The organism is Chitinophaga alhagiae (genome assembly GCF_003568665.1).
GTDB classification, from domain to species: domain Bacteria; phylum Bacteroidota; class Bacteroidia; order Chitinophagales; family Chitinophagaceae; genus Chitinophaga; species Chitinophaga alhagiae.
The window spans coordinates 263,924-283,617 of record NZ_QXMH01000005.1; the positions used below are offsets into that span (position 1 = coordinate 263,924).

Genomic DNA, 19,694 nt, shown 5'->3' on the forward strand with positions numbered 1-19,694 from the left:
ATTAAATCCGGTAATTACGCGAAAGGGGGATGTTGACGCATCTCTCTTTCTTTTTTATCTGGTAATGGTCACTGTGTCATGATCTATGGTAAATTTGAATGGAGCAATTACCTGCAGCACTTTGAGTGCTTCTTCCAGGCTTTCGTTCTTGAATATGCCCGTTAGCTGCCAGGCCCTGATGTCTTCGTTCTTAATCATGATAGACGCATTGTACCGCCGCTCCATCATGGCCGCCAGGTTGTCAAACCGTTCGTTGCGGAAAATGAGCTTATTGTCTATCCAGGCGGTTTCCACAATATCGTTCGTGGCCTGGAAAGGCACTACCTTTTGCGTTTCCATGGCTTCTTCCTGTAGTTCGCCAGCGGCCAGGGCCTTGTGGTACACTACCACCTTTTCATTGGGCGAGAGCAGTACCTTGCGCCCTCCGCCCCGTTTGAGCAATACTTCCAGCGCGCCCTCTATGAGGGTGGTCTCCGTGGTGGCGCCGCCCTCATAGGCTTTTACATTGAAGGTGGTGCCCAGGTCCCTGATGTCTGCCTGGGGGGTATGTACAACAAAAGCATATTTGTCGTGATGCACCACCTTGAAGTAGGCCTCGCCGGTCAGCGTTACCACCCTGTTTTCCAGGCTGAAGTTTTTCGGATAGGTGAGCCGGCTGCCGGCGTTGAGCCATATTTCCGTACCGTCTGCCAGCGTGATCTGTGTTTTAGAGCCTTTGGGCGCTGTTATTTCGTTGATGGCGGCGGTAGTGCTTCCCGTGCCCGGTTTCAGCAGGGCAAATCCGCCCCAGGCCAGTACCGCCATCCCCACCGCGGCGGCCGCTATTTTCAGGAACGGCACGTGTTTGCGCGGGCGGGGCGCTTCCGGCTCCTGCGTACCTTCCAGCCGTCGCAGCAGCGCCCCGTTGAGCTGCTCCGGGGCGCGGTTGTCCAGCAGCAGCTTGATCTCGTCTATAAATTCATTGGTAACATCGTCAAGGTTGTTGACGGCCTGTATCAGTTCGTAGGAATACCACAGCTCGGGGTCTTGCGTCAAAAGCGTTTTCAGCTCCTGGTCTTCTGCGGGAGTAATGGAATGGGACAATTGTTTGCCCATCAGGAACCAGATCCTGTTGGAATGTTTCATGGATGAAAATATAAGACTTTAAACCTGTGGGAATGCCGGTGGAAACAGCTCATAGTATGTACCAGTTTATGATAAGACAATGGAACAGGCGCATTCTACTAAGCTGGCAATAAAAAAATAATTAACGGGGAAACGGCCGCCCGGGCTATATCTTGTTGGAGATCTTTTTCTCCCGGTTGAAGGCCCCCACGGCCTGCACCAGTTTTTTCAGGGCAATGGCCAGCTGTACGTCAATGGTGTTGACGGAGATTTGCAGTTTTTCCGCTACGTCCTTATTCCGCATACCATCTACCCGTACCATTTCATAGATCTGCCGGCAGCGCGGCGGCAGGGCATTAATGGCGTTGCGGATGCAATCATACAGTTCCATGGAAATAACCAGGCTTTCCGGGTCTTCCCCGGAGCAATCACTGAAGGGAAGGCCGGAGAGCAGGTGCTGCTCCTTTTTCAGCCTGGCCAGCAGGTTGAGGCTGGCATTTCTCACCGCGGTAAAGAGGTAGGCCCGCAGGTTGCTGATCTCCACAATGTTCTCTTTCATGAGCCATACCTTGTACAGCACGTCATTCACAATTTCTTCCGCAGGCTCGCGGGATTTGAGGTAGGCCGCCGAAAAGTCCAGCAGGGTGGCATGATAGTGCGCATACAGCAGCTGGCAGGCCTCGTTGTCCTTTTTATCGGCAATCAGATCAATAAAGTTTTTCGTAACCGGATCCAACATATAGATTGATTGGTCTAATCTGCAATATCTATAACCAATATTAACTGAATATGAACAACGTGGCAGTACCAGAGAAAGCCCGGTGGTTGACCCCGGGTAGTGAAACAAATTTATAGATTTTTGGAGGAGAAAAACAAAATATTGTTGGGGTAAGGTCACGTAGGTACAGGCTGAAAAGCAACAGCATATCAAAAAAAGGAATGCTCCCGGCCCTACCGGTTCTCCTTATAATATTCGCTGGTCTTATATTGCTTTACCGTTTTTTTCATCTTCCCGTTCTCCAGCCGGCTGGTGGTAACGGTTACCATGTCTCCCCCGTCCCTGGCATCTTCCGTTATCTCTTCCACTTTCACCATTTTCTGGTTGGCGTTCATGCCGTAAACAATAGTGGCATGCCAGCAGCAGCCGTCTTTCTGGCGAACGGTCAGCTGCCGGCGCCGCCGGTCTGTTTCAAACATGCCGAGGTTTTCGGAGGCCAGCGTGGTCAGCCACTTGTCCCGCGTAAAAGTTTTGCGGGCCTTGTTGTAAACGTATACATCGTAGGATAGGCCGCCGTAGCTGCCGTTGTTGCCGTTACGGATGGCCACGTCTTCCTCGCCGTCAAAATTGAAGTCGTCAAAAATGAGGGGGTACTGCCCTTCCGCGGGTGCGGCCTGCTTCTCTCCTTTTTGACGGTTACTGTCCAGCCGTACGATCATGTGTTCCGTAGTGAACGTTTGCACGGCCCTGTTCCGCTCCTTTTCCAGCAACTGCACTTTGGCTTCGCCCTTGCATTCGTTGCCTTCACAAGGAACGGCGGTGATCCTGGCATTATACCGGCCGGAGCTGTTGGTGACCAGGATGGTGGTGGTCTGCGCCAGGGCGGCAAGCGGCAGCAGTAAAGCGGCAAGGAAGGTCAATGGTTTCATAAACGGTATGTAATATAGTTCCCTGAAAATACGCAAATCCGTGTATTACGCCAATGTTAACTGCCGGGGTACGAGCTGCCTGCCGGGTGGCTAATCAGCCTGCATTACAGCCTGGGGCTGTCTGACGTTACGCCAGCCGGCAATTTCACCGGGAAGCATCATACCTTCGGTATCAGCGCCGGTTACCTGTTCCGGCATTAAGGCCACTACTTTTTCACCGCCATCACGGTATCCGCAGGTCAAAAGCCTTCTCCCCCATTGTTTTGCCGTTCACCATGATCTCCAGCAAATGGCGGCCGGGGTAATGTTTGCGGGTGGTGAAATCCCTGAGCACCTGTTTTTTGGAAAAATGCAGCGTGGCGCCGGGGAGCAATTCCGCTTCTTTCAGCTTGAATACCTTGCGGGAAAGGCCGCCGCCGGCCTTGCGGTAATGCAGCGCATAATCAACCACCAGCTTCTGCGGCGTTTTCTTTTCAGACACTATGTCAAAAGAGAACTGCAGCGCTTCACCGAGGCTGATGCGCGAGGGCTGAAGGCGCAGCTTTTCCAGCCGCACCTTTACATGTTTTTCAAAATTGAACACGGCCAGGGAATCCTGATGACCCTGTTTGATCAGGGAGCGGCTGGCGTGTTTGATGATCCAGGCGGTGTGGGTGTTGGAAGCGTTCCAGCTTTTCACCAGGCTGATCATGTAGGCGGGGTGATCTTTGGAAATATCGTTAAGATGATTGGCCACAGATTTTCGTACATACAGCTCCGTATCTGTTTTCAGTTGTTCCAGGATGTCCCTGGTGAGCACGGGGTCCCGGATAACGGCATCCAGTTTGAACGACCACGGCAGCCGGGGGCGGCTGCCTTCGGAGGCCAAGCGGCGTACATGGTGATTGCTGTCTGCCGCCCATCTCTTCATCACTGTAAGCGCCCGGTCAAAATCCGTTTTCAGGAACTCCCGCACGGCAAATTCTGATGACCCAAAGGGTGTAAAAAACTGCAGCGCCTCCATAGACGCATCAAAATGCTCCTTTCCGTACAGGGCCACAAAACCCGGGAACACCAGCGCCGTGTATCCCGTTTGCACCTTGCCCGCCACCTTGTACAAAATGTTCAGGGCTTTCCGGAAATCTGCGGGAAGGTGCTTTTGCAGCACCACCGATGTATTGTGCAGCCGTTGGTTGAGCGACAAACCGTCCAACCCCCGCGTAACATCTTTCATAAAGCCTTCCACGTTAAAATGCCTGTCTGCCTGGCCGAATGCTTCGGCAAATCCCGTATAAAAACGGTGATTGAACATTTCCTTGAGCGGTTCCATGCCTTGAAATTACGGAAACAACGTAAAATCAGTGGATTAGCGGGTTAAAATTTCCGGCGGCCTGCTGACAGGCTACTGACAATCCTTCGGTGATCCTTCGGTGGTGTTCGGTAGCAGTACGGGTTTGAGGGTGTTTAACCGAAGGTTGACCGAAGCATCACCGAAGGATCACCGAAGGGTTTAGCGGGTAATGCCTGCCCATACCCTATGTAAAACTAAAGGCCGGGGAAAGACATTTCTCCGGCCTTGCTGTTCCATTCACCCCAGCTTTCTTCGGTGCCCGCCCCAGGTTTTACCGAAGCCCGCCCCATTTTTTCCAGCGGCAGGCAGGGTTGCGGTACTTTTGTTTGGCAGGCGGGAGCAGAACCGCTTTTCAACGGCGGCGGCCACTAGCAGTAAAAACAGCGCGGCCATTTACAGCCGGTTGAAGTTGCGGGCGCCAACCTACCGCGGGTACCTTTCTTCCACCTGCACACTGTCACAGCCATGGTGACGCCAGTGGCCCCTGTCTGCGAACCGGCCGCGCATCACCACCGCGTTGGCGGCAAAGAACAGCACTATCATCAAAATAGCGGCTACTTTGGTGATAACGGTCAGGGCGGGCCTTTTTGCAAAGCCGCCGAAAACATACCCGATAATGAATACCATACAGGCAATAAACAATACCCGTATGAGAATAATAGCTCCAAATGCCATGATCGTAAGATTTTAAGTGAACAATACGGTGACAAGAATGGCGTATCTCTTTCACCTGCTGTAAAATTACCGCAATGAAGAAGGCGCGCGGAGCGGAATAGACGTACGGGGAAGGTGTGCCGACAAAAGGTTTCGGGATGTCAGCAAATAGGGCCGGGAGTTAGGCAGTTGGCCAATGCCATTCCATCATAGCGCTGCCGAAAGGTTTCGGGACATCAGCCGGAAGGCTCAGCTATTCAGCATGCGGGTCACATTTTCTTTATAAGCATCCCCCACGGGAATTTCCCGGTTGCCGATGCATACCAGTTCCCGCTTTACGGCGGTGATCTTTGAAACGGCCACCAGGTAAGATTTATGTGTACGGATGAAGGCCGGGGCCGGAAGTTTTTCTTCAATGGCCTTCATGGTCATGCGGGTGAGCACGGGGCGGGGCTGTGAGGCCAGGTGTATCTTGATATAGTCTTTCAATCCTTCCACATATTCCACATCGTCTGCCGCAATTTTTACCTGTGTATATTCCACATGCACAAAAAAGTCTTTCACCCCGGCCGCGGCCGGCGCGGCTTGCTGGCGGAGCAGTTCCCGGGCGTGGTGGCAGGCTTTCAGAAAACGTTCAAAGCTGAACGGCTTCAGCAGGTAATCCGCTACCTGCAGCTCATACCCTTCCAGCGCATATTTTTCATAGGCGGTGACCAGTATGGCCAGCGGCGGATGGCTGAGCGTGCGGAGAAATTGCAGCCCGCTGAGGCGCGGCATCTGTATATCCAGGAAAACGAGGTCTACCTGTTCTTCCTGTAGTGCGGCGGCCGCTTCCATAGCGTTTTTGCAGCTGCGTACCAGCCGCAGGAAAGGCACCTGCCGGATATTGTCTTCCAGCAGCTCCCGCACCAGTTGTTCATCGTCTACTACCATGCAGCGTATCATGCCAGTTTCAAAGTTAAGGTGATATGGAACAGGTTATTATCTTTCCTGACGTTAAGCGTGTACTTGTGCTTGTACAGCAGCTCCAGCCTTGTTTGCACATTGGCCAGCCCTATGCCCGAGCTGTCATCTTTGCTGGCATCCGGCTCGTCTGTATACGGATTGCTCACCTCATACGTCATTACCCCGTTGTTCACCGCCAGCGCCACGTTCATGGTATTAGGCCCCTGCTGGCCTGTGCCGTGCTTGAAGGCATTTTCCACAAAAGGGATCAGCAGCATCGGCTCTATCAGCAGGTTGTCCGTATCTGCCGCAATATGGAGGGCCACGTCCACATCGCTGCCAAAGCGCAGCTTTTGCAGGGCAATGTAGCTGTTGAGGTACGCTATTTCTTTTTGCAGCGGCACCTTTTTTCCCTGCGTATCGTACAGCATGTAGCGCATCAGATCTGCCAGGGTAATGAGGGCCGGCTCCAACTGGTCGCTTTTTTTCCGGGCCAGGGACACCATGTTGGTGAGCACGTTGAACAGGAAGTGGGGGCTGATCTGGGAGCGGAGGAACTTTAGTTCCGTCAGCAGCTGCGTGGCCTGCCGTTCCCGCAGCTCCCGCTCGTGCCGCATTTTATCAATGATCCTGCGGTATATGATGCTGATGAGATAGAACGGCATGGTAGAGCCGAATACAAAGCGGCCGGCCATGTGGTTTTCCAGCACGCCGGGAAACCAGGCCTTCACCATCAGCCCTTTCAGCCCCGATGCCGCCATTATCAGCGCTATGCTGGCCAGTATGTAAAGCCACCAGTACCGCCGGTTGTACAGCCTTGGATAGAGAAAGAACGCGTTGCCGTAAAAAACGCCCATGTGTACCAGCCCCGCCAGGGTAAAGAACACGCCGGGGATAATGCCTATCCTGAAATTATTTTCCGGGCCGGAAACGAAGTAAGGCAATAACAGCAGAACGCTCCATATGAGCGCGTGCAGGGCTATGCTGATGTATTTGGGTTGTACGGTCAGTTTCATGGGCCATTCAATAGGGTAAAGATAACTGTTATGGCCCTAAAACCCTGCCCGGGGCGGAGAGAATAGACGAGCGGGGAAAATGTGCAGACAAAAAAACAAAGAGCGTTTACCACCACGGGTAAACGCTCCTGCTTTTGTTGTAAGATCAGTATGCGGGTTTTCTAATTCTGTGTAAGGGCGCCCTGGCTCCTGTCTATTTGCTGCTGCGGAATGGGGAAGTACTCATCCTTGGCGTCAAACACCAGGTCTTTGAACGCGGAAAGTATGCTGCCTTCAAACGCGGAGTAGCTTTCCAGCACCTGCTTGGCTACGCCCCAGCGCACCAGGTCATAGAAGCGGTGGCCTTCCATGGCCAGCTCCAGCCGCCTTTCAAAATGGATGGCGTTACGCGCGTATTCCGGGCTGGGGAAAGCGGCGTACTGCCCCACGTTGTAGGCTGCCGCGGGGCCGCCGTCTACCACCTTGCCCGGCAGCTTGGCCGCGCGGGCCCTTACGGCGTTCACCAGGCGCATGGCCTCTCCGAGCGTTCCTGCTTCCACTTCACATTCCGCCGCCATCAGGTACACGTCTGCCAGGCGGATGAGGTGTACGTTGAGGCCGGTAATGTAGCGGCCGCCGGATACGGTCTGGCCGGAGAACTGCGCTTCTTCCACCATGTGTTTCACGCCTACGAAAGGCCCTGCATAGGCGGGGTCCCTGATCCAGGCATCGCCGGCCATAATGCCCCAGTCGCGGTAAGGCACGCCTCTTCTGCCCACGGTATAGTCAAGCCGGGGGTCAAAGGCAATGGTCTTGTCTAGCTGGTAGTTGGTTTTGGCATTGCCGGTGAGGCCAAAATCTGATTTGTACGGGTTAGTGCGGTAGCTGTTGTCCAGCATGGGCAGCCCCTGTGCTGTTACCCTGAAGGAGTTCACCAGGTCAAAAGTGGGCTGGTAAAAACCGCAGCAGTTCACTGGCGCGCTGCCGTAGAAACCGCCGAGCATGTCTCCAACGTTGGCGTTATCGCCGCTACCATCGGGGTTAATGTTGTGCTGCACTTCAAAAATGGATTCCGGGCCGTTCTCTTTGGTTACGTCAAAGTTGTTCTCAAATGGCATGTCTACCAGGTTGCCCTTGGCCGTCATCACATCCTTGAACAACACCAGCGCTTCCCCGTACTTTTTCTGGTACAGGTATACCTTGCCGAGGTAGGCTTGCGCGGCTATTTTGTCCACCCGGCCTACTTCGTTCTTGGGCTTGGCGGGCGTGAGGCTCTGCACGGCAAACTTGAGGTCGTCCTCAATTTTGGGCCATACCGGTTCGGTGTTCGGAATGGTGATGGCGTCTGCGGTGGCTATTGTTTCATCTACGTAAGGAATGTTCTTGAACGTTCTTACCAGGTAGAAATAATAGTGCGCGCGCAGCATTCTGGCCTCTGCTTCAATTTCAACGGCCCTGGCATCGCTGAACTTGGTGCCGTCTCCGGCCTGTACGGCTTTCAGCAGCCGCAGGGTATTGTTGCAGCGGGCTATGCCTTCATAATACCGGTTCCACATAATTTCAGTGTTGTCGTTGGTGACAGACACATCGTACAGCTCTACCTGGTTCATGTTGGGCTGGTCTCCGTTCACGCTGCCTTTATGGGCATTGTCTGCCCCTACTTCCCCGAAGAGCCACTGGCTGGGCGCGGAAGAATAGTTGCCCCAGGTGCCGTTCACATTGCCGTTCAGCAAGCCGTAAGCGCCTACGAGCGCGCCTTCCACGCCATCTACGGTTTCCAGTTGGGGAATGGTCAGCTCCCCTTGCGGCGTTTTTTCCAGGAAGTCGCTGTTGCAGGCCGCAAAAAATGCGGCGATGCATAAAAGTATGATGCTGTTAATTCTTTTCATTGTTAGAGCTTTTAAGTTAGAAACCTGCACTGATGCCAAAGAGATACTGCCTGCCTACGGGGTAGATGCCAAAGTCAACACCCAATGCGGAGAAGGTGCTGTTGGTCTGGCTCACCTCGGGGTCAAGACCGGTATACTTCGTGATGGTGAAAAGATTGGTAGCACCTACATAGGCCCGCAGGCTGCGGAGGCGGCCGCCAAACCATCCTTCCGTGGGGAAGGTGTAACCTATCTGCAGGTTCTTCATACGGAAAAAGCTGCCGTCCTGCACGTAATAGCTGGAAGAAGCATATTCAAAGTCAGAGGCCTGCCGCTTGGGAGAGGGTATGTCTGACCCTTTGTTGGTAGGGCTCCAGCGGTTGAGCATGCGGGTGCTGGCGGTGCCGTCAAAGGTGAAGAAGTCTGTAAAATAGCGGGTGGCCTCATACAGATCGTTACCCTGGGAACCGTTGAAGAACATCATGATGTCAAAGTTCCGGTACTTGGCGTTGATGGCCAGTGAATACAGGAAATCAGGATGCGGGTTGCCGATAATGGTACGGTCAAACGGATCAATAACACCGTCTGCCTTGCCATTGGGGCCGGAAATATCCCTGTACTTCAAGCTGCCGGGGCGCGCGCCGCTGTAAGAGGGGCTGTTGGCCACGTCTGCGTCATCCTGGTAGATGCCGGCCACCTCATACCCGTAGAACGAACCGAAGGGTGCGCCGGGGCGCAGGATGGTGGTTTGCAGGCTGCGGAAGGTGCCGTACAGCTGCTCTTTCACGGTGGGCGCCAGAGACAGTACCTCGTTCACGTTGCGGGAGAAGTTGGCGGTTACGTCCAGCTGAAAGGGTTTGTTGCCGCGCTGGCCATAATGGTAGCCGAGCGCTATTTCAAAGCCCTTGTTCTGCATATCGCCAATGTTCACAAAGGGCGAGTTGCCCTGCCCTACCGCGGTAGCCGGGAGCGGCACGGGGTACAGCATGTCTACGGTTTTACGGTTGTACCAGTCAAAGGTACCGTCCAGCGCGCCGTCCAGGAAGGTGAAGTCCAGCCCTATGTTCAGCGAGCGAAGCTCTTCCCATTTTACGGCCGGGTTGTCATAATCTTTCTGCCAAACCCCTGTTATTACGCCGTTGCCGCCGTTGATGGCGTAGGCAGACGTGGTAAGCGAGCTTTCAAAGCGGCGCAGGTACTGGAAGCCGGGGATGCGCTGGTTACCGGTGATACCGTAACCGGCGCGGAGCTTCAGGTCAGTGACCCATCCCGCGTCTTTCACAAAACCTTCTTCAGACAAACGCCAGGCAACGCTGCCCGCGGGGAAGGTACCGTATTTGTTTTCCGTACCGAAGTTGGAAGAACCGTCGCGGCGCACCGTGAGGCTTAACAGGTAACGGTCGTTATAGGAGTAATCCGCCCTGCCGAAGATGGAGAACAGGGAGCCTACGCCGCCGGTGCTGTTGTTGCTGATGTTGGCGGAACCGCGGGACAGGTAGTAGTAGTCCATATTGCCCAGCAGGAAGAACTCGTTCCTGCCGCCATTCAGCGTGCGGTTGCGGGCGTTGAAGGCTTCTGTGCCCGCCAGTACCGTCAAGGCATGGCGGTTCTGCACGTTCAGCTTGTAGGTGAGGGTGTTTGTCCACGTCCAGTCCGTGTTATAACCCTGGTACTCGCTCAGGCTGTTGGCATTGCCGCCTTCGGAGAACTCCAGGTTGGGATAACCAACGCTCACGCCGTTGTAGTTCTCGTAACGGATACCGTAGGAGGTGCGGGCCACCAGGCCTTTAACGATGTCTACCTCGCCAAAGATGTTGCCGAAGAAGAAGTTCCGTTTGTTGATGTTGTCTTTTGCGCGGTAGAGCAACGCCATGGGGTTTTGCGCGTTGCCCAGCTTGTCTCCGCGGCTGCCGGCAAAGTTGCCCATCACATCGTACACCGGGATGATGGCGGGCATGCGGTAAGCAAAACCGAAGGCGCTGCCTTCTCCCTGGTACTCACCAGAGATATTGGGGTTTACCCCAACGCCCACAAACTCTTCGTAGCTGTATTGCATGTTCTCCCCGAAGCGGAAGTGGTTGTTGAAAGCGGAGAAGGTAGTATTGGCCCTTACGTTGAAACGTTCGTACCCCGTATAGCGCACAATACCTTTTTGCCCCAGGTAACCGGCGCCTATAGCATAGGTGGCATCTTCACCGCCGCCGGTAACGCCCAGCTGTACGCTTTTCATGGGCGCGTTCTGGGTGATCTCATCAAACCATTTGGTACCGGCCTGGTTGGCTTTGGTGATCTGGTAGAACGTGCTGCCGTCACGGCTGTAGTTATATTTGGACGGGTCCGTGTCCGCCGGCGTTACATTATGGCCGGTGGCGGCGCCCGCCAGCAGGTATTCCGGCAGGCTCGGGTTAGGCCCGGGGCCGTAGTTGCTGCCGGTTGTTTCCGGCGTGCCCGGCGTCTGGTTATTGTTGCGGAAGGCCTCGAACAGAAATTCCGCGTATTGCATGGGCGTCATCATTTCCGGGAAGTCTCCCCTGCGGGGTGACTGCTGGCCGTAGTACATGTCCAGCGAAATGCGGGGCGGCCCTTTGATCCCTTTTTTGGTGGTGATGATCACTACGCCGTTGTTGGCGCGGGCGCCGTAAATAGATGCGGCAGACGCGTCTTTCAGCACCTGCATGCTCTCTATATCGTTCTGGCTGAGCCAGCTCAGCTTGCCTTCGTACGGCACCCCGTCAATTACGAACAGCGGGTCGTTGTTGTTGATGGTACTGAAACCCCTGATCCTGATCTGCGGGGTGGCGCCGGGGGCGCCATCGCTGATTACCTGTACGCCCGTGGCCTTGCCCTGCAGGGCTTCAACGGGGCTGGCCACCGGTTGGGATTTCAACTGGTTGATGTTTACCACGGCCACAGAGCCGGTAAGGTCTTTCACGCGCTGGCTGGAATAACCTGTTACCACCACCTCGTCCAGCGTGCTGTTAGACGGGGCCAGGGTGATGTTATAGGTTTTGCCGGCCTCTACGGCCAGTTCCTGTGTGGCAAAACCGATGTTGCTCACCACCAGTGTTTCGCCGGTTTTGGCGCGGAGGGTAAACTCGCCGGCATCGTTTGTCACCGTGCCCCTTGTTTGCCCCTTGATCTGGATCACGGCGCCCGGTACAGGGAGGCCGTCGTCTCCGATCACCTTGCCCTTAACGGTGGTTTCTTGTTGAAAATACGGCGCCGGGGCGGCGGCGGCGGGAGTGGCATACGTGAAAGATAGTGTGGAGATCAGCGTAAACGCTGGTAAAAAGGTACCTCTTATCGCTTTCGATAAAAAAGCAATATTCCTCTTTTTTTTCATATTTTTGAAGAGTTATGGTTCACCAAGTATTTTGAACTGTAATAGACTGGAAGCTAACTCCAGTTTTTAGCCGGCAATATTCCCGTATTGCCGGTTTCGTTATTGTTAAGTTTCTATTCTTGTCATAACATGGATTGTTTTAAGGATTAAGGAAGTGTGTTTTTTATATCGATTTGGTTGATGTTCCTTTTATGCCGGGCAAACCCCTCCCCGCACCGCAGGCGCCATACCTGGCGGACAGTTCAATAAAAACGCCACAGGGCCCGTTATGTCATTGTTGTATCAGAATGGCGGAGAAAAAAATTATACAATCAATTGAACACTGCGCTTACTGATGTTGATTTTGGTACTGCAGACGGCTTTCATAACAGTTTTAGTTTAAAAATAGAATGTAGATGCAGGCAGAGCACATTCACGGGTTAAACATGCCATACCAATCATCGTATGCTGCCGCGGCCACAGTTACCCGCAACCGGCACAGCCGTACAAAAAATACGTCGCAATAAGCTATTGGAGCGGGTTACGTGGCCGCCACCGCGAGCTTGATGCAGGAATAAAATGATTGATAAGAAGCGATTGATGTCAGGTGGTACTCGAAGTAGATTTCTTTCTGTTCTGTCGATAACGTGTTATAACAGGATAAATTTACATCATTTTCTGTTAATTCCAAATATGTATTTCAAGATCGTTAAACTTCCACGGCATCGTACACAATTACCTTGCTCCAGAGGTGGCTGCAGTTTTTGATAAATTCCTGGTGAATGGGGTGGCTCTGATAGGTCTCCTCCCCTGCAAGGTCATTAAAAAAGATCAGCTCGGAAACGGCCCAGCTGTTATCTACCACGTCTCTTTGTTCTGTACGGGCTACAATGCCTACCCGCAGGTCTTTGACCGTTTCTATTTTGGCCAGGCTTTTAACGCCGGCAATCAGTTTGTTCCGGTCTTCTTTTGAGTCAGGGTTCTTCAGCCAGAAAAAGACATGGTGCGCTACCGGGTATTTCTTTTGAGCGGCGGAAAGGGGCATGGCCGAAGCCAGGGTGCCGGCGCCTGTCAGCGCGGCGGCGGTGCGGAGGAATTTTCGTCTGTTCGTGTTTTTCATGGTAGTAAAATAGTGAATTAATTGGAAACCCCGCATAGGTTACCTGTCAGAAAAATTCCGCAGCGCGCGCTTCATCAGCACGTCTGTCTGCTCATCTTCTCCCAGCCTGAACAGGTGCGTGCCGAAAGGAGCAAAACCGTTTTTCTCATAGAAACGGATGGCGCGGAGGTTCTTTTCCCATACGCCCAGCCAGACATATGCTGCGCCGGCCGCCGCCGCAATTTCCAGCGCCTTGTCAAGCAGGGCCTGCCCTACCTGCTGGCCGTGAAATTCCTTCAGCACATAGATGCGCTCAATTTCCAGCCCCGCCGGATCTTGCAGGTCTGTTTGCGCCGCCGCGAAGTTCACCTTGAGATACCCTGCGGGCTTGCCGCCGGCCTTCACAAAGTAAAACCGGGAGGCGGGGTTGCGCAGTTCTTCCGTTAACCGGGCTATAGAAAATGCTTCGTTGCTGTAAGCCTGCATGTTGCCCGAAGTGTTGGCGCCTGAAAATGCATCTGAAAATGTTTGCAGCGCCAGTTGCCGCAACGCCTGTACGTCTGCCGGGGTTATTGCTGCCAGTTCAATATCCATGTTACATGTGCTGTTTGATCAGTTGCTCCAGTTGTTTGGCCTGCACCACGCCGGCCTGGCGCCATAATATTTTACCTTCCTTGAACAGTATGAGCGTAGGCACGCCCTGTACCTGGTAGGCGGCCGCGGCTGCGGGGTTCTTGTCTACATCTATCTTGATAATGGTAGCATCGTTCCCCACCTGGTCTTTCAGGTTTTTGAGGATAGGCTCCATCATTTTGCAGGGGCCGCACCAGGTGGCAAAAAAATCAACCAGCACGGGTTTATTGCTGTTGATGGTTTCCGAAAATGTGGCCATAATATTCCGTTTCGCACAAATTTACAACATCCGCCGCAACTGGCCCGATCCACCCTTATTTTGTCGTATTTGCACCGCCTGCGGAACAGGAAAGATCATCACCTTTGTAAGGAACACAAACCCGCAACGCATGAAAAAGTTACATTTCAACACTACCATCAACGCGCCCCGAGAAAAAGTATGGGACATTCTCTGGGGCAAGACCAGCTACCCGAAATGGACCAGGCCCTTCAATGAAGGCAGCGATGTTGAAACAGACTGGCAGGAAGGCAGCGACGTAAAGTTCATAGACGCCGATGGCAACGGCATGCTGTCTGTTATTGCTGTTAAACGGGAGCCGGAATATCTCTCCTTTCAGCACCGGGGCTATATCATGAACGGTAAAACAGATACTGAAAGCCCGGAAGTGAAGGCATGGGCCGGGGCGGAAGAAAACTATACGCTCAGCACGGCAAACGGGCAAACAACATTGAAAGTAGACCTGGACGTTACAGCTGAGCATAGCGACATCTTCGGTGACATGTTCCCTAAAGCGCTGGCCATTGTGAAGGAACTGTCTGAACAATAAAGAACATATCTTATTGCTGCCGGGGAAGGCTGAAATAAAATTCTGTTCCCTTCCCCGGCTCGCTTTTGATCTGCAGCACGCCGCCATTGTTGGCCACAAACTCCTTGCATAACTGCAGGCCCAGGCCGGTACCTCTTTCTTCATCCGTACCTGCTGTGGTATACAGGCTGCTGCCACGCAGCAGCCGCTGCGCCTGCTCCGCCGTCATGCCCTGGCCGGTGTCCGCTACAAATATTTCCACCCGCTCTGCCTGCGGCCGGCAGCCAATGGTAATGATACCGCCCTGCAGCGTGAATTTGATGGCATTGTCTACCAGGTTGCGGATCACCAGCTCCAGCTGGTGATGGTCTGCGATGACCACCACTTCTTCCGGCACTATCTTCCTGAATAAAATGGCCTTCTGGTCCGCGGCAAAGCGGTAGGTATCTATCACCTGGTACACCAGCGGGGAAAGCGGTACATCCCGCGGCCTGGTCTCAATACGCTCCATCTGGGTGAGAGACCAGTCCAGCACGTTCTGGATGGTGCCGGCAATGTACTTGATGTTGTGCCGCACGGTTTGAGAAAAATGCTGTATTTCTCCGGCGGAGAGCGCTTTTTGCTCAGACAGCTCCAGCAGGCCCGAGAGGTTGTTCAGCGGCGTGCGCAGGTCATGTGAAATAATGCCCAGCAGCTTGTCTTTTACCTGGTTGCTGGCCTTCAGGTCTTGCGTGCGCTCCGCCACCCTCCGCTCCAGCAAAGCGTTCTGCTCATTCACGAACCTGATCTGCTCCTCATGCATCTCGATCTTTTCCTTTTTCAGCACCGCATAACGGTGCCCCAGCGCCAGTGACAGCAAGATCACTTCCACGGCGGAGCCTACCGGTAAAATATGGAAGTACCAGTTCTTGAGCGGCAGCAGCCCCGCGTTGATAATGGTGAACAGAACAATGGCGCAGAGCAGCAGCGACCAGGCCACCAGGAAATACAAAGCCGGTTCATACCCCTTGCGCCAGGCGGTAACCGCCAGCCATACAAACAGGATGGGCACTGCTATGCTGACCACCTCCTGCAGGATAATGGTGACATGCCGCATGCCGGCAATATTGAAGGCAATGGCCGCTACGGCCACTATGTTGAAGGCCCGCAGCACCCTGCACATCCGGGGCGCGTAACTACGGCCGTGCAGGAACGAAATGGAGAACGGAATGGCAAACAGGTAGCTGACGCCTACAAAACTCATCCCGTACATATTCACAAAGGCGGAGAGCGGCTCCGCCAGTACCACGTGAAACCCGCGCAGGTACAGTAAAACAAACGATGCCAGGAAAAAAAGGTAGCCCAGGTACAAGGCGTAATTGCGGTCCCTGATCCAGGCAAACAGGGAAAGGTTGTAAAAGAACAGGGCGATCACAATACCCAAATACACCAGCTCCACCACGTACATGCCGAACAACGCACGGGGCACGCCCTTTTCCGCGGCCAGGGTAACGGGCAGTATGACCGCGTTGCCGGTGCGCATGCGCAGCCAGAACTCCTGCTGCCGGTCTCCCAGCGCAGGCAGCTCAAAATTGAAACCCGGAAGGTTCCATACCTTGTTTTTGTTGCGCAGGCGGCTGCCGGAGGTAATGGTCTTCAGCTCCGGGCCGTCATAATAATATAGCGTAATGCTGTCTACATTGGCAAATTCAATGAGCAGGTATACTTTGCCCGGCGCGGAAGACGAGAAACTGCCATGTGCCCATACCGCGCCGTTGCTGAGGCCGAAGGCGCCTATTTCCTGCGTGCCCTGCCGGAAGCGGTACTGGTAACCGGCCTGCTGCACCTGCGCCAGGCTGAGCTGCGCGCCGCTGTCTACAAACCAGCGGATCTGCTGCCCTATTTTCTGGTACGGCTCGGCGGCGGTAAGGCGTATGGTGGGAATGGCCGCGGCCCGCAGGGTCAGCAAAACAAGGACAAGGATAACGGCGTATGATGTTGGAGCTTTCAATGCACTAAGCGGTGTATGATCAAAGTAAATATACAACTATATTCCCGATGAAACCCCCGCCAGGCAAGACACAAACATGTTTGCGCAAATATCCCCCCATCATAAAAAAAAGCCGTATTTTCCTGTAACAATAAACATTGCAAGCCTATGAGCCTGAACCGTCGTTCCTTTATGAAGCACACCCTTGGCAGCGCCGCATTGCTGGGCCTGCCCGCCGCACTGCCCGCCGCGGCCCTGCCGGCGCAGCTGCCGCCACCGGCAGATTTCAAGCTGGCCCTCTCCTCCTATTCCTACTGGCATTTCAGAACACCCAAGGTGCCCATTGAAAAAGTGATAGACGAGGCCAGCCGCCTGCAGGTAGAAGGAGTGGACGTACTGCACCGGCAGATGGACGGGGAAGACAATGCCTACCTTCAAAAGCTGAAGCGGCATGCATTTCTCAACGGGGTCAGCCTGATATCGCTCTCCATTCACCAGGATTTTGTAGACCCGGACCCGGCCGTGCGGCAGAAAGACATAGACCACACCATCCGTTGCATAGAGCTGGCGTATAAAATGGGCATTCCGGCCATCCGGCTCAATTCCGGCCGCTGGGGCACCATTAAGTCCTTTGACGCGCTGATGGCCAACCGGGGCGTGGAAAGCCCCATACCCGGCTACACGGAAGACGATGCGTTCAAATGGTGCATAGACAGCATAGCGCAATGCCTCCCCAAAGCCGCCGAATGCGGCGTGCTGCTGGCGCTGGAAAACCATTGGGGGCTTACCTCCACACCGGAAGGGCTGCTGCGCATCCGCCAGGCCATTGACTCTCCCTGGCTGGGCATATTGATGGACACCGGCAATTTTCTTGAAAACCCGTACAGCAAGCTGGAAAAGGTAGCGCCGCACGCCAGTTTTGTACAGGCCAAAACCTACTACGGCGGCGGAGAATGGTATACGCTTGACCTGGATTACAAGCGCATCATCAACATACTGCGCAAGGTTAATTACAACGGTTACATTGCTATTGAATTTGAAGGAAAAGAAGCCGCTGAAACAGGAGTGCGCAAGAGCGTGGAAATGCTGCGGGCGGCCATGAAGGCATCTTAAGCGGCCGGCCGGGCACTGTGCTGTTCCAGGCCCTGCTTCCAGGCCACGGAAACGGCCAGCATCACCATTCCCGCCAGCAGGCCCTTGCCGCCGCCTGATTCCAGCTGCGTACCCGCCAGTGCCGGGTAATGCTGCGCAATGGCCGTATACAGGTAGTAACCCGCCAGCTTCAGCACGTCTGTACCAATAAACAACCAGCCGATCACGCCAAGGCGCTGCGCATTGCGGCCGGGAAAGGCCGTATTGAAAATGCGGCGCAACGTTACCGCACCGTAAAAGAAAGCGGCCAGCAGCAGCACGTTCACCATGTAACAATAATAGGAAAGGGCCGTATGCGCGCTGGCGTATACATCAAACCGGTCAACCCGCTGCACGCTCACCACATCGTTCCGCAGGTAATAGGCCAGGTCAAGCGGCGTAGGCTCGGTACTGCCCATGCTGACATGCAGCACGGCGGCCGGCAAAGCTGTTTTGCCTTCCTGCCGTATCAGCCTGTTGTATGTCATCATCATAAATACCGCCACCGTTGCCACGGCAGCTATAAAAAACAACCCGTTTACCAGCGTTCTGGTGAATGTGAAAGTTTTGCGGCCCTTCATACAAGCAGTTTTTGGTAAGATAAAGGTATCGATCACGGCGCGGAATACAAAAGTCGCAATTTGCCCCCGTTTTGTCGGTATCACACAGCGTCAGGATAAAGAAAGCCCGGTACATTTGTATCAACAAAAACAAAAAAGCATGGCTACAAAAATCTTTATAAACCTCCCGGTAAAAGATCTGAAAAAAACAGTGGAATTTTTTACGGCGCTTGGTTTTACGTTCAACGCACAGTTCACTGACGAGAATGCTACCTGCATGATCGTAGACGAAAACATATTTGTAATGCTGCTGGTGGAAAAATATTTCCAGACGTTCACTTCCAAACCGGTGGCAGATGCCACCAAAAGCACGGAAGTGATCACCTTCCTGTCTGCAGACAGCCGGCAGAAAGTAGATGAGCTGGTAGATAAAGCGCTGGCCGCCGGCGCCACCAAGAACAATGAGCCGCAAGACATGGGCTGGATGTACCAGCGCAGTTTTGCAGACATCAACGGGCATATGTGGGAAATAGGGTTTATGGACGAAAGCGCCATTCCCCAGGAGTAGAAAATACTACCGCCATATAAAAAGCCGTCCTGGTAAACGCCCCGCTGCTTGTAAATAGCATTCATTATAACAACGGGTTGCTGAAATGGACGCTTAGGGCGTATCGAGCTTTTCGATACGCCCTTTTTCCCGATATTTGCGGGGTGAATTAAACAGCACTGAAGCAATGATCAGGTTTAAGCGGCTGGACCATGTAGCCATCATGATCCCCACAGGCAAAAAAGAAGAAGCAAGACAATTTTACGGTAACACCCTGCAGTTGGTGGAAATACCCGGCAACCATCCCCGCGGCGCCATCTGGTACGGAATTGCGGATGTGCAGCTGCACCTGGTGGAAGAAGACGGCGATACAAAAATATCAGGCCGGCACCCGGCGTTTGAGGTGGCAGATCTGGAGGCCGCCAAGGCATATCTCACCCGCAAAGGCATTGAAATAGCCTATTCCTCCGTTATTACCGGCCGCTCCAGGCTGTTCTTCCGCGATCCGTTCGGGAACCGGGTGGAATTGCTGGAGTATGAACAGTAGCACAAAAGGGGGCGTGCATGCCCGCCCTCCCGGATTCACTGTTTCCCGCTATTTATGCTGCACCATGAGCCATACTTCGTCCATGGTTTTGTAGTATTCCAGCGCAATGGTGTCTTTTTTAGCGTCTTTATGGTCCAGCAGCCATTCAAAGTACTGGCCTATCATGGGCAGGTGTTGTTCCCAGTCCGGCAGCACATAGGCCAGGTAGGTACCGGCGGGAATGCTGTAATGCGGCATGTCTGGCGTGTCTCCCCGGTCAGAGGCGCAAGCACGGTATACCCACTTCCCGTTTACCCGTTCCGTAACACCATACAATGTTCTGCCCTGCATTTTCAACTTCCCGCAAAGCTCGTTGAAGGCTGGTTTGATGCCATCCGGGAAGCTGGCTGCCGGCACAAATACGGTGGGGATGTCTGCTTCAAAGGTATGTTTGATGATATCCATAGCAGTAGGTTTTACCCTACAAATGTCTGCATGGCGGGGCAGATCCCCGGTGGGGATTTTCGTCAAAATGAGGGGGTTTTGTGACATCTGTTG

At 53.8% G+C, this 19,694-nt stretch carries 19 protein-coding genes and 1 pseudogene; 4 read left to right on the plus strand and 16 right to left on the minus strand.

The window, feature by feature from the left end; all coding sequences use genetic code 11:
- Positions 1-54 precede the first annotated feature (54 nt).
- The 12 genes from D3A97_RS23220 to trxA form a co-directional block, all read right to left on the minus strand.
- A complete protein-coding gene (locus D3A97_RS23220) occupies positions 55-1,125 on the minus strand; it encodes a FecR family protein (RefSeq protein WP_119080951.1) in 1,071 nt (356 codons plus the stop codon).
- A 145-nt stretch (positions 1,126-1,270) separates the two neighbouring features.
- Positions 1,271-1,843 carry an RNA polymerase sigma-70 factor gene (locus tag D3A97_RS23225; protein WP_119080952.1) on the minus strand — a complete coding sequence of 191 codons (573 nt, stop codon included), beginning with the start codon at positions 1,841-1,843 and terminating at the stop codon, positions 1,271-1,273.
- A gap of 212 nt (positions 1,844-2,055) precedes the next feature.
- Positions 2,056-2,751: an XAC2610-related protein gene (locus tag D3A97_RS23230; protein WP_157986724.1), complete on the minus strand. Its 696-nt coding sequence runs from the start codon at positions 2,749-2,751 to the stop codon at positions 2,056-2,058.
- Positions 2,752-2,974: 223 nt separating this feature from the next.
- Entirely contained in the window at positions 2,975-4,060 is a 1,086-nt protein-coding gene (locus D3A97_RS23235; protein WP_119080954.1) for a DNA alkylation repair protein, read from the minus strand.
- 444 nt (positions 4,061-4,504) lie between these two features.
- Positions 4,505-4,756, minus strand: a complete 252-nt coding sequence (locus D3A97_RS23240) for a hypothetical protein (protein WP_119080955.1) — start codon at positions 4,754-4,756, stop codon at positions 4,505-4,507.
- A gap of 228 nt (positions 4,757-4,984) precedes the next feature.
- Positions 4,985-5,680, minus strand: coding sequence for a LytR/AlgR family response regulator transcription factor (locus D3A97_RS23245; protein WP_119080956.1), 696 nt, complete (start codon positions 5,678-5,680; stop codon positions 4,985-4,987).
- Entirely contained in the window at positions 5,677-6,696 is a 1,020-nt protein-coding gene (locus D3A97_RS23250; protein WP_119080957.1) for a sensor histidine kinase, read from the minus strand. Before D3A97_RS23250 ends, D3A97_RS23245 begins: the two co-directional genes overlap by 4 nt.
- Positions 6,697-6,857: 161 nt before the next feature.
- A complete protein-coding gene (locus D3A97_RS23255) occupies positions 6,858-8,564 on the minus strand; it encodes a RagB/SusD family nutrient uptake outer membrane protein (RefSeq protein ID WP_119080958.1) in 1,707 nt (568 codons plus the stop codon).
- A 16-nt stretch (positions 8,565-8,580) separates the two neighbouring features.
- A complete protein-coding gene (locus D3A97_RS23260) occupies positions 8,581-11,886 on the minus strand; it encodes a SusC/RagA family TonB-linked outer membrane protein (RefSeq protein ID WP_119080959.1) in 3,306 nt (1,101 codons plus the stop codon).
- 688 nt (positions 11,887-12,574) lie between these two features.
- A complete protein-coding gene (locus D3A97_RS23265) occupies positions 12,575-12,985 on the minus strand; it encodes a Dabb family protein (RefSeq protein ID WP_119080960.1) in 411 nt (136 codons plus the stop codon).
- Between the two features lie 39 nt (positions 12,986-13,024).
- Complete coding sequence (locus D3A97_RS23270) at positions 13,025-13,558, minus strand: GNAT family N-acetyltransferase (protein WP_119080961.1); 534 nt, start codon at positions 13,556-13,558, stop codon at positions 13,025-13,027.
- 1 nt (position 13,559) lies between these two features.
- Positions 13,560-13,856 carry a thioredoxin gene (trxA, locus tag D3A97_RS23275; protein ID WP_119080962.1) on the minus strand — a complete coding sequence of 99 codons (297 nt, stop codon included), beginning with the start codon at positions 13,854-13,856 and terminating at the stop codon, positions 13,560-13,562.
- Between the two features lie 130 nt (positions 13,857-13,986).
- Here trxA and D3A97_RS23280 point away from each other — a divergent pair, with 130 nt between their 5' ends.
- On the plus strand, positions 13,987-14,424 hold the full coding sequence (locus D3A97_RS23280) for an SRPBCC family protein (RefSeq protein WP_119080963.1): 438 nt from the start codon (positions 13,987-13,989) through the stop codon (positions 14,422-14,424).
- 10 nt (positions 14,425-14,434) lie between these two features.
- On the opposite strand, the gene D3A97_RS23285 is transcribed toward D3A97_RS23280, so the two are convergent.
- Together D3A97_RS23285 and D3A97_RS25450 are read right to left on the minus strand one after the other, a co-directional pair.
- A complete protein-coding gene (locus D3A97_RS23285) occupies positions 14,435-15,925 on the minus strand; it encodes a sensor histidine kinase (RefSeq protein WP_438830700.1) in 1,491 nt (496 codons plus the stop codon).
- Positions 15,899-16,429, minus strand: a pseudogene (locus D3A97_RS25450) (7TMR-DISMED2 domain-containing protein); the annotation flags it as partial. The gene D3A97_RS23285 and the pseudogene D3A97_RS25450, both read right to left, overlap by 27 nt.
- A gap of 111 nt (positions 16,430-16,540) precedes the next feature.
- Here D3A97_RS25450 and D3A97_RS23290 point away from each other — a divergent pair.
- Positions 16,541-17,485 (plus strand): sugar phosphate isomerase/epimerase family protein, encoded by a 945-nt coding sequence (locus D3A97_RS23290; protein ID WP_119080965.1) that lies wholly within the window; start codon positions 16,541-16,543, stop codon positions 17,483-17,485.
- Here D3A97_RS23290 and D3A97_RS23295 read toward each other — a convergent pair.
- The gene (locus tag D3A97_RS23295; RefSeq protein WP_119080966.1) at positions 17,482-18,084 is read right to left on the minus strand and encodes a hypothetical protein; all 603 of its coding nucleotides are present in this window, start codon (positions 18,082-18,084) and stop codon (positions 17,482-17,484) included. The genes D3A97_RS23290 and D3A97_RS23295 overlap by 4 nt on opposite strands.
- Positions 18,085-18,223: 139 nt before the next feature.
- On the opposite strand from D3A97_RS23295, the gene D3A97_RS23300 reads away from it, so the two are divergent.
- A complete protein-coding gene (locus D3A97_RS23300) occupies positions 18,224-18,631 on the plus strand; it encodes a VOC family protein (protein WP_119080967.1) in 408 nt (135 codons plus the stop codon).
- Between the two features lie 166 nt (positions 18,632-18,797).
- Positions 18,798-19,157: a VOC family protein gene (locus tag D3A97_RS23305; RefSeq protein WP_119080968.1), complete on the plus strand. Its 360-nt coding sequence runs from the start codon at positions 18,798-18,800 to the stop codon at positions 19,155-19,157.
- Positions 19,158-19,205: 48 nt separating this feature from the next.
- Here D3A97_RS23305 and D3A97_RS23310 read toward each other — a convergent pair whose 3' ends face one another.
- Positions 19,206-19,601 (minus strand): hypothetical protein, encoded by a 396-nt coding sequence (locus D3A97_RS23310; RefSeq protein ID WP_157986725.1) that lies wholly within the window; start codon positions 19,599-19,601, stop codon positions 19,206-19,208.
- Positions 19,602-19,694 lie beyond the last annotated feature (93 nt).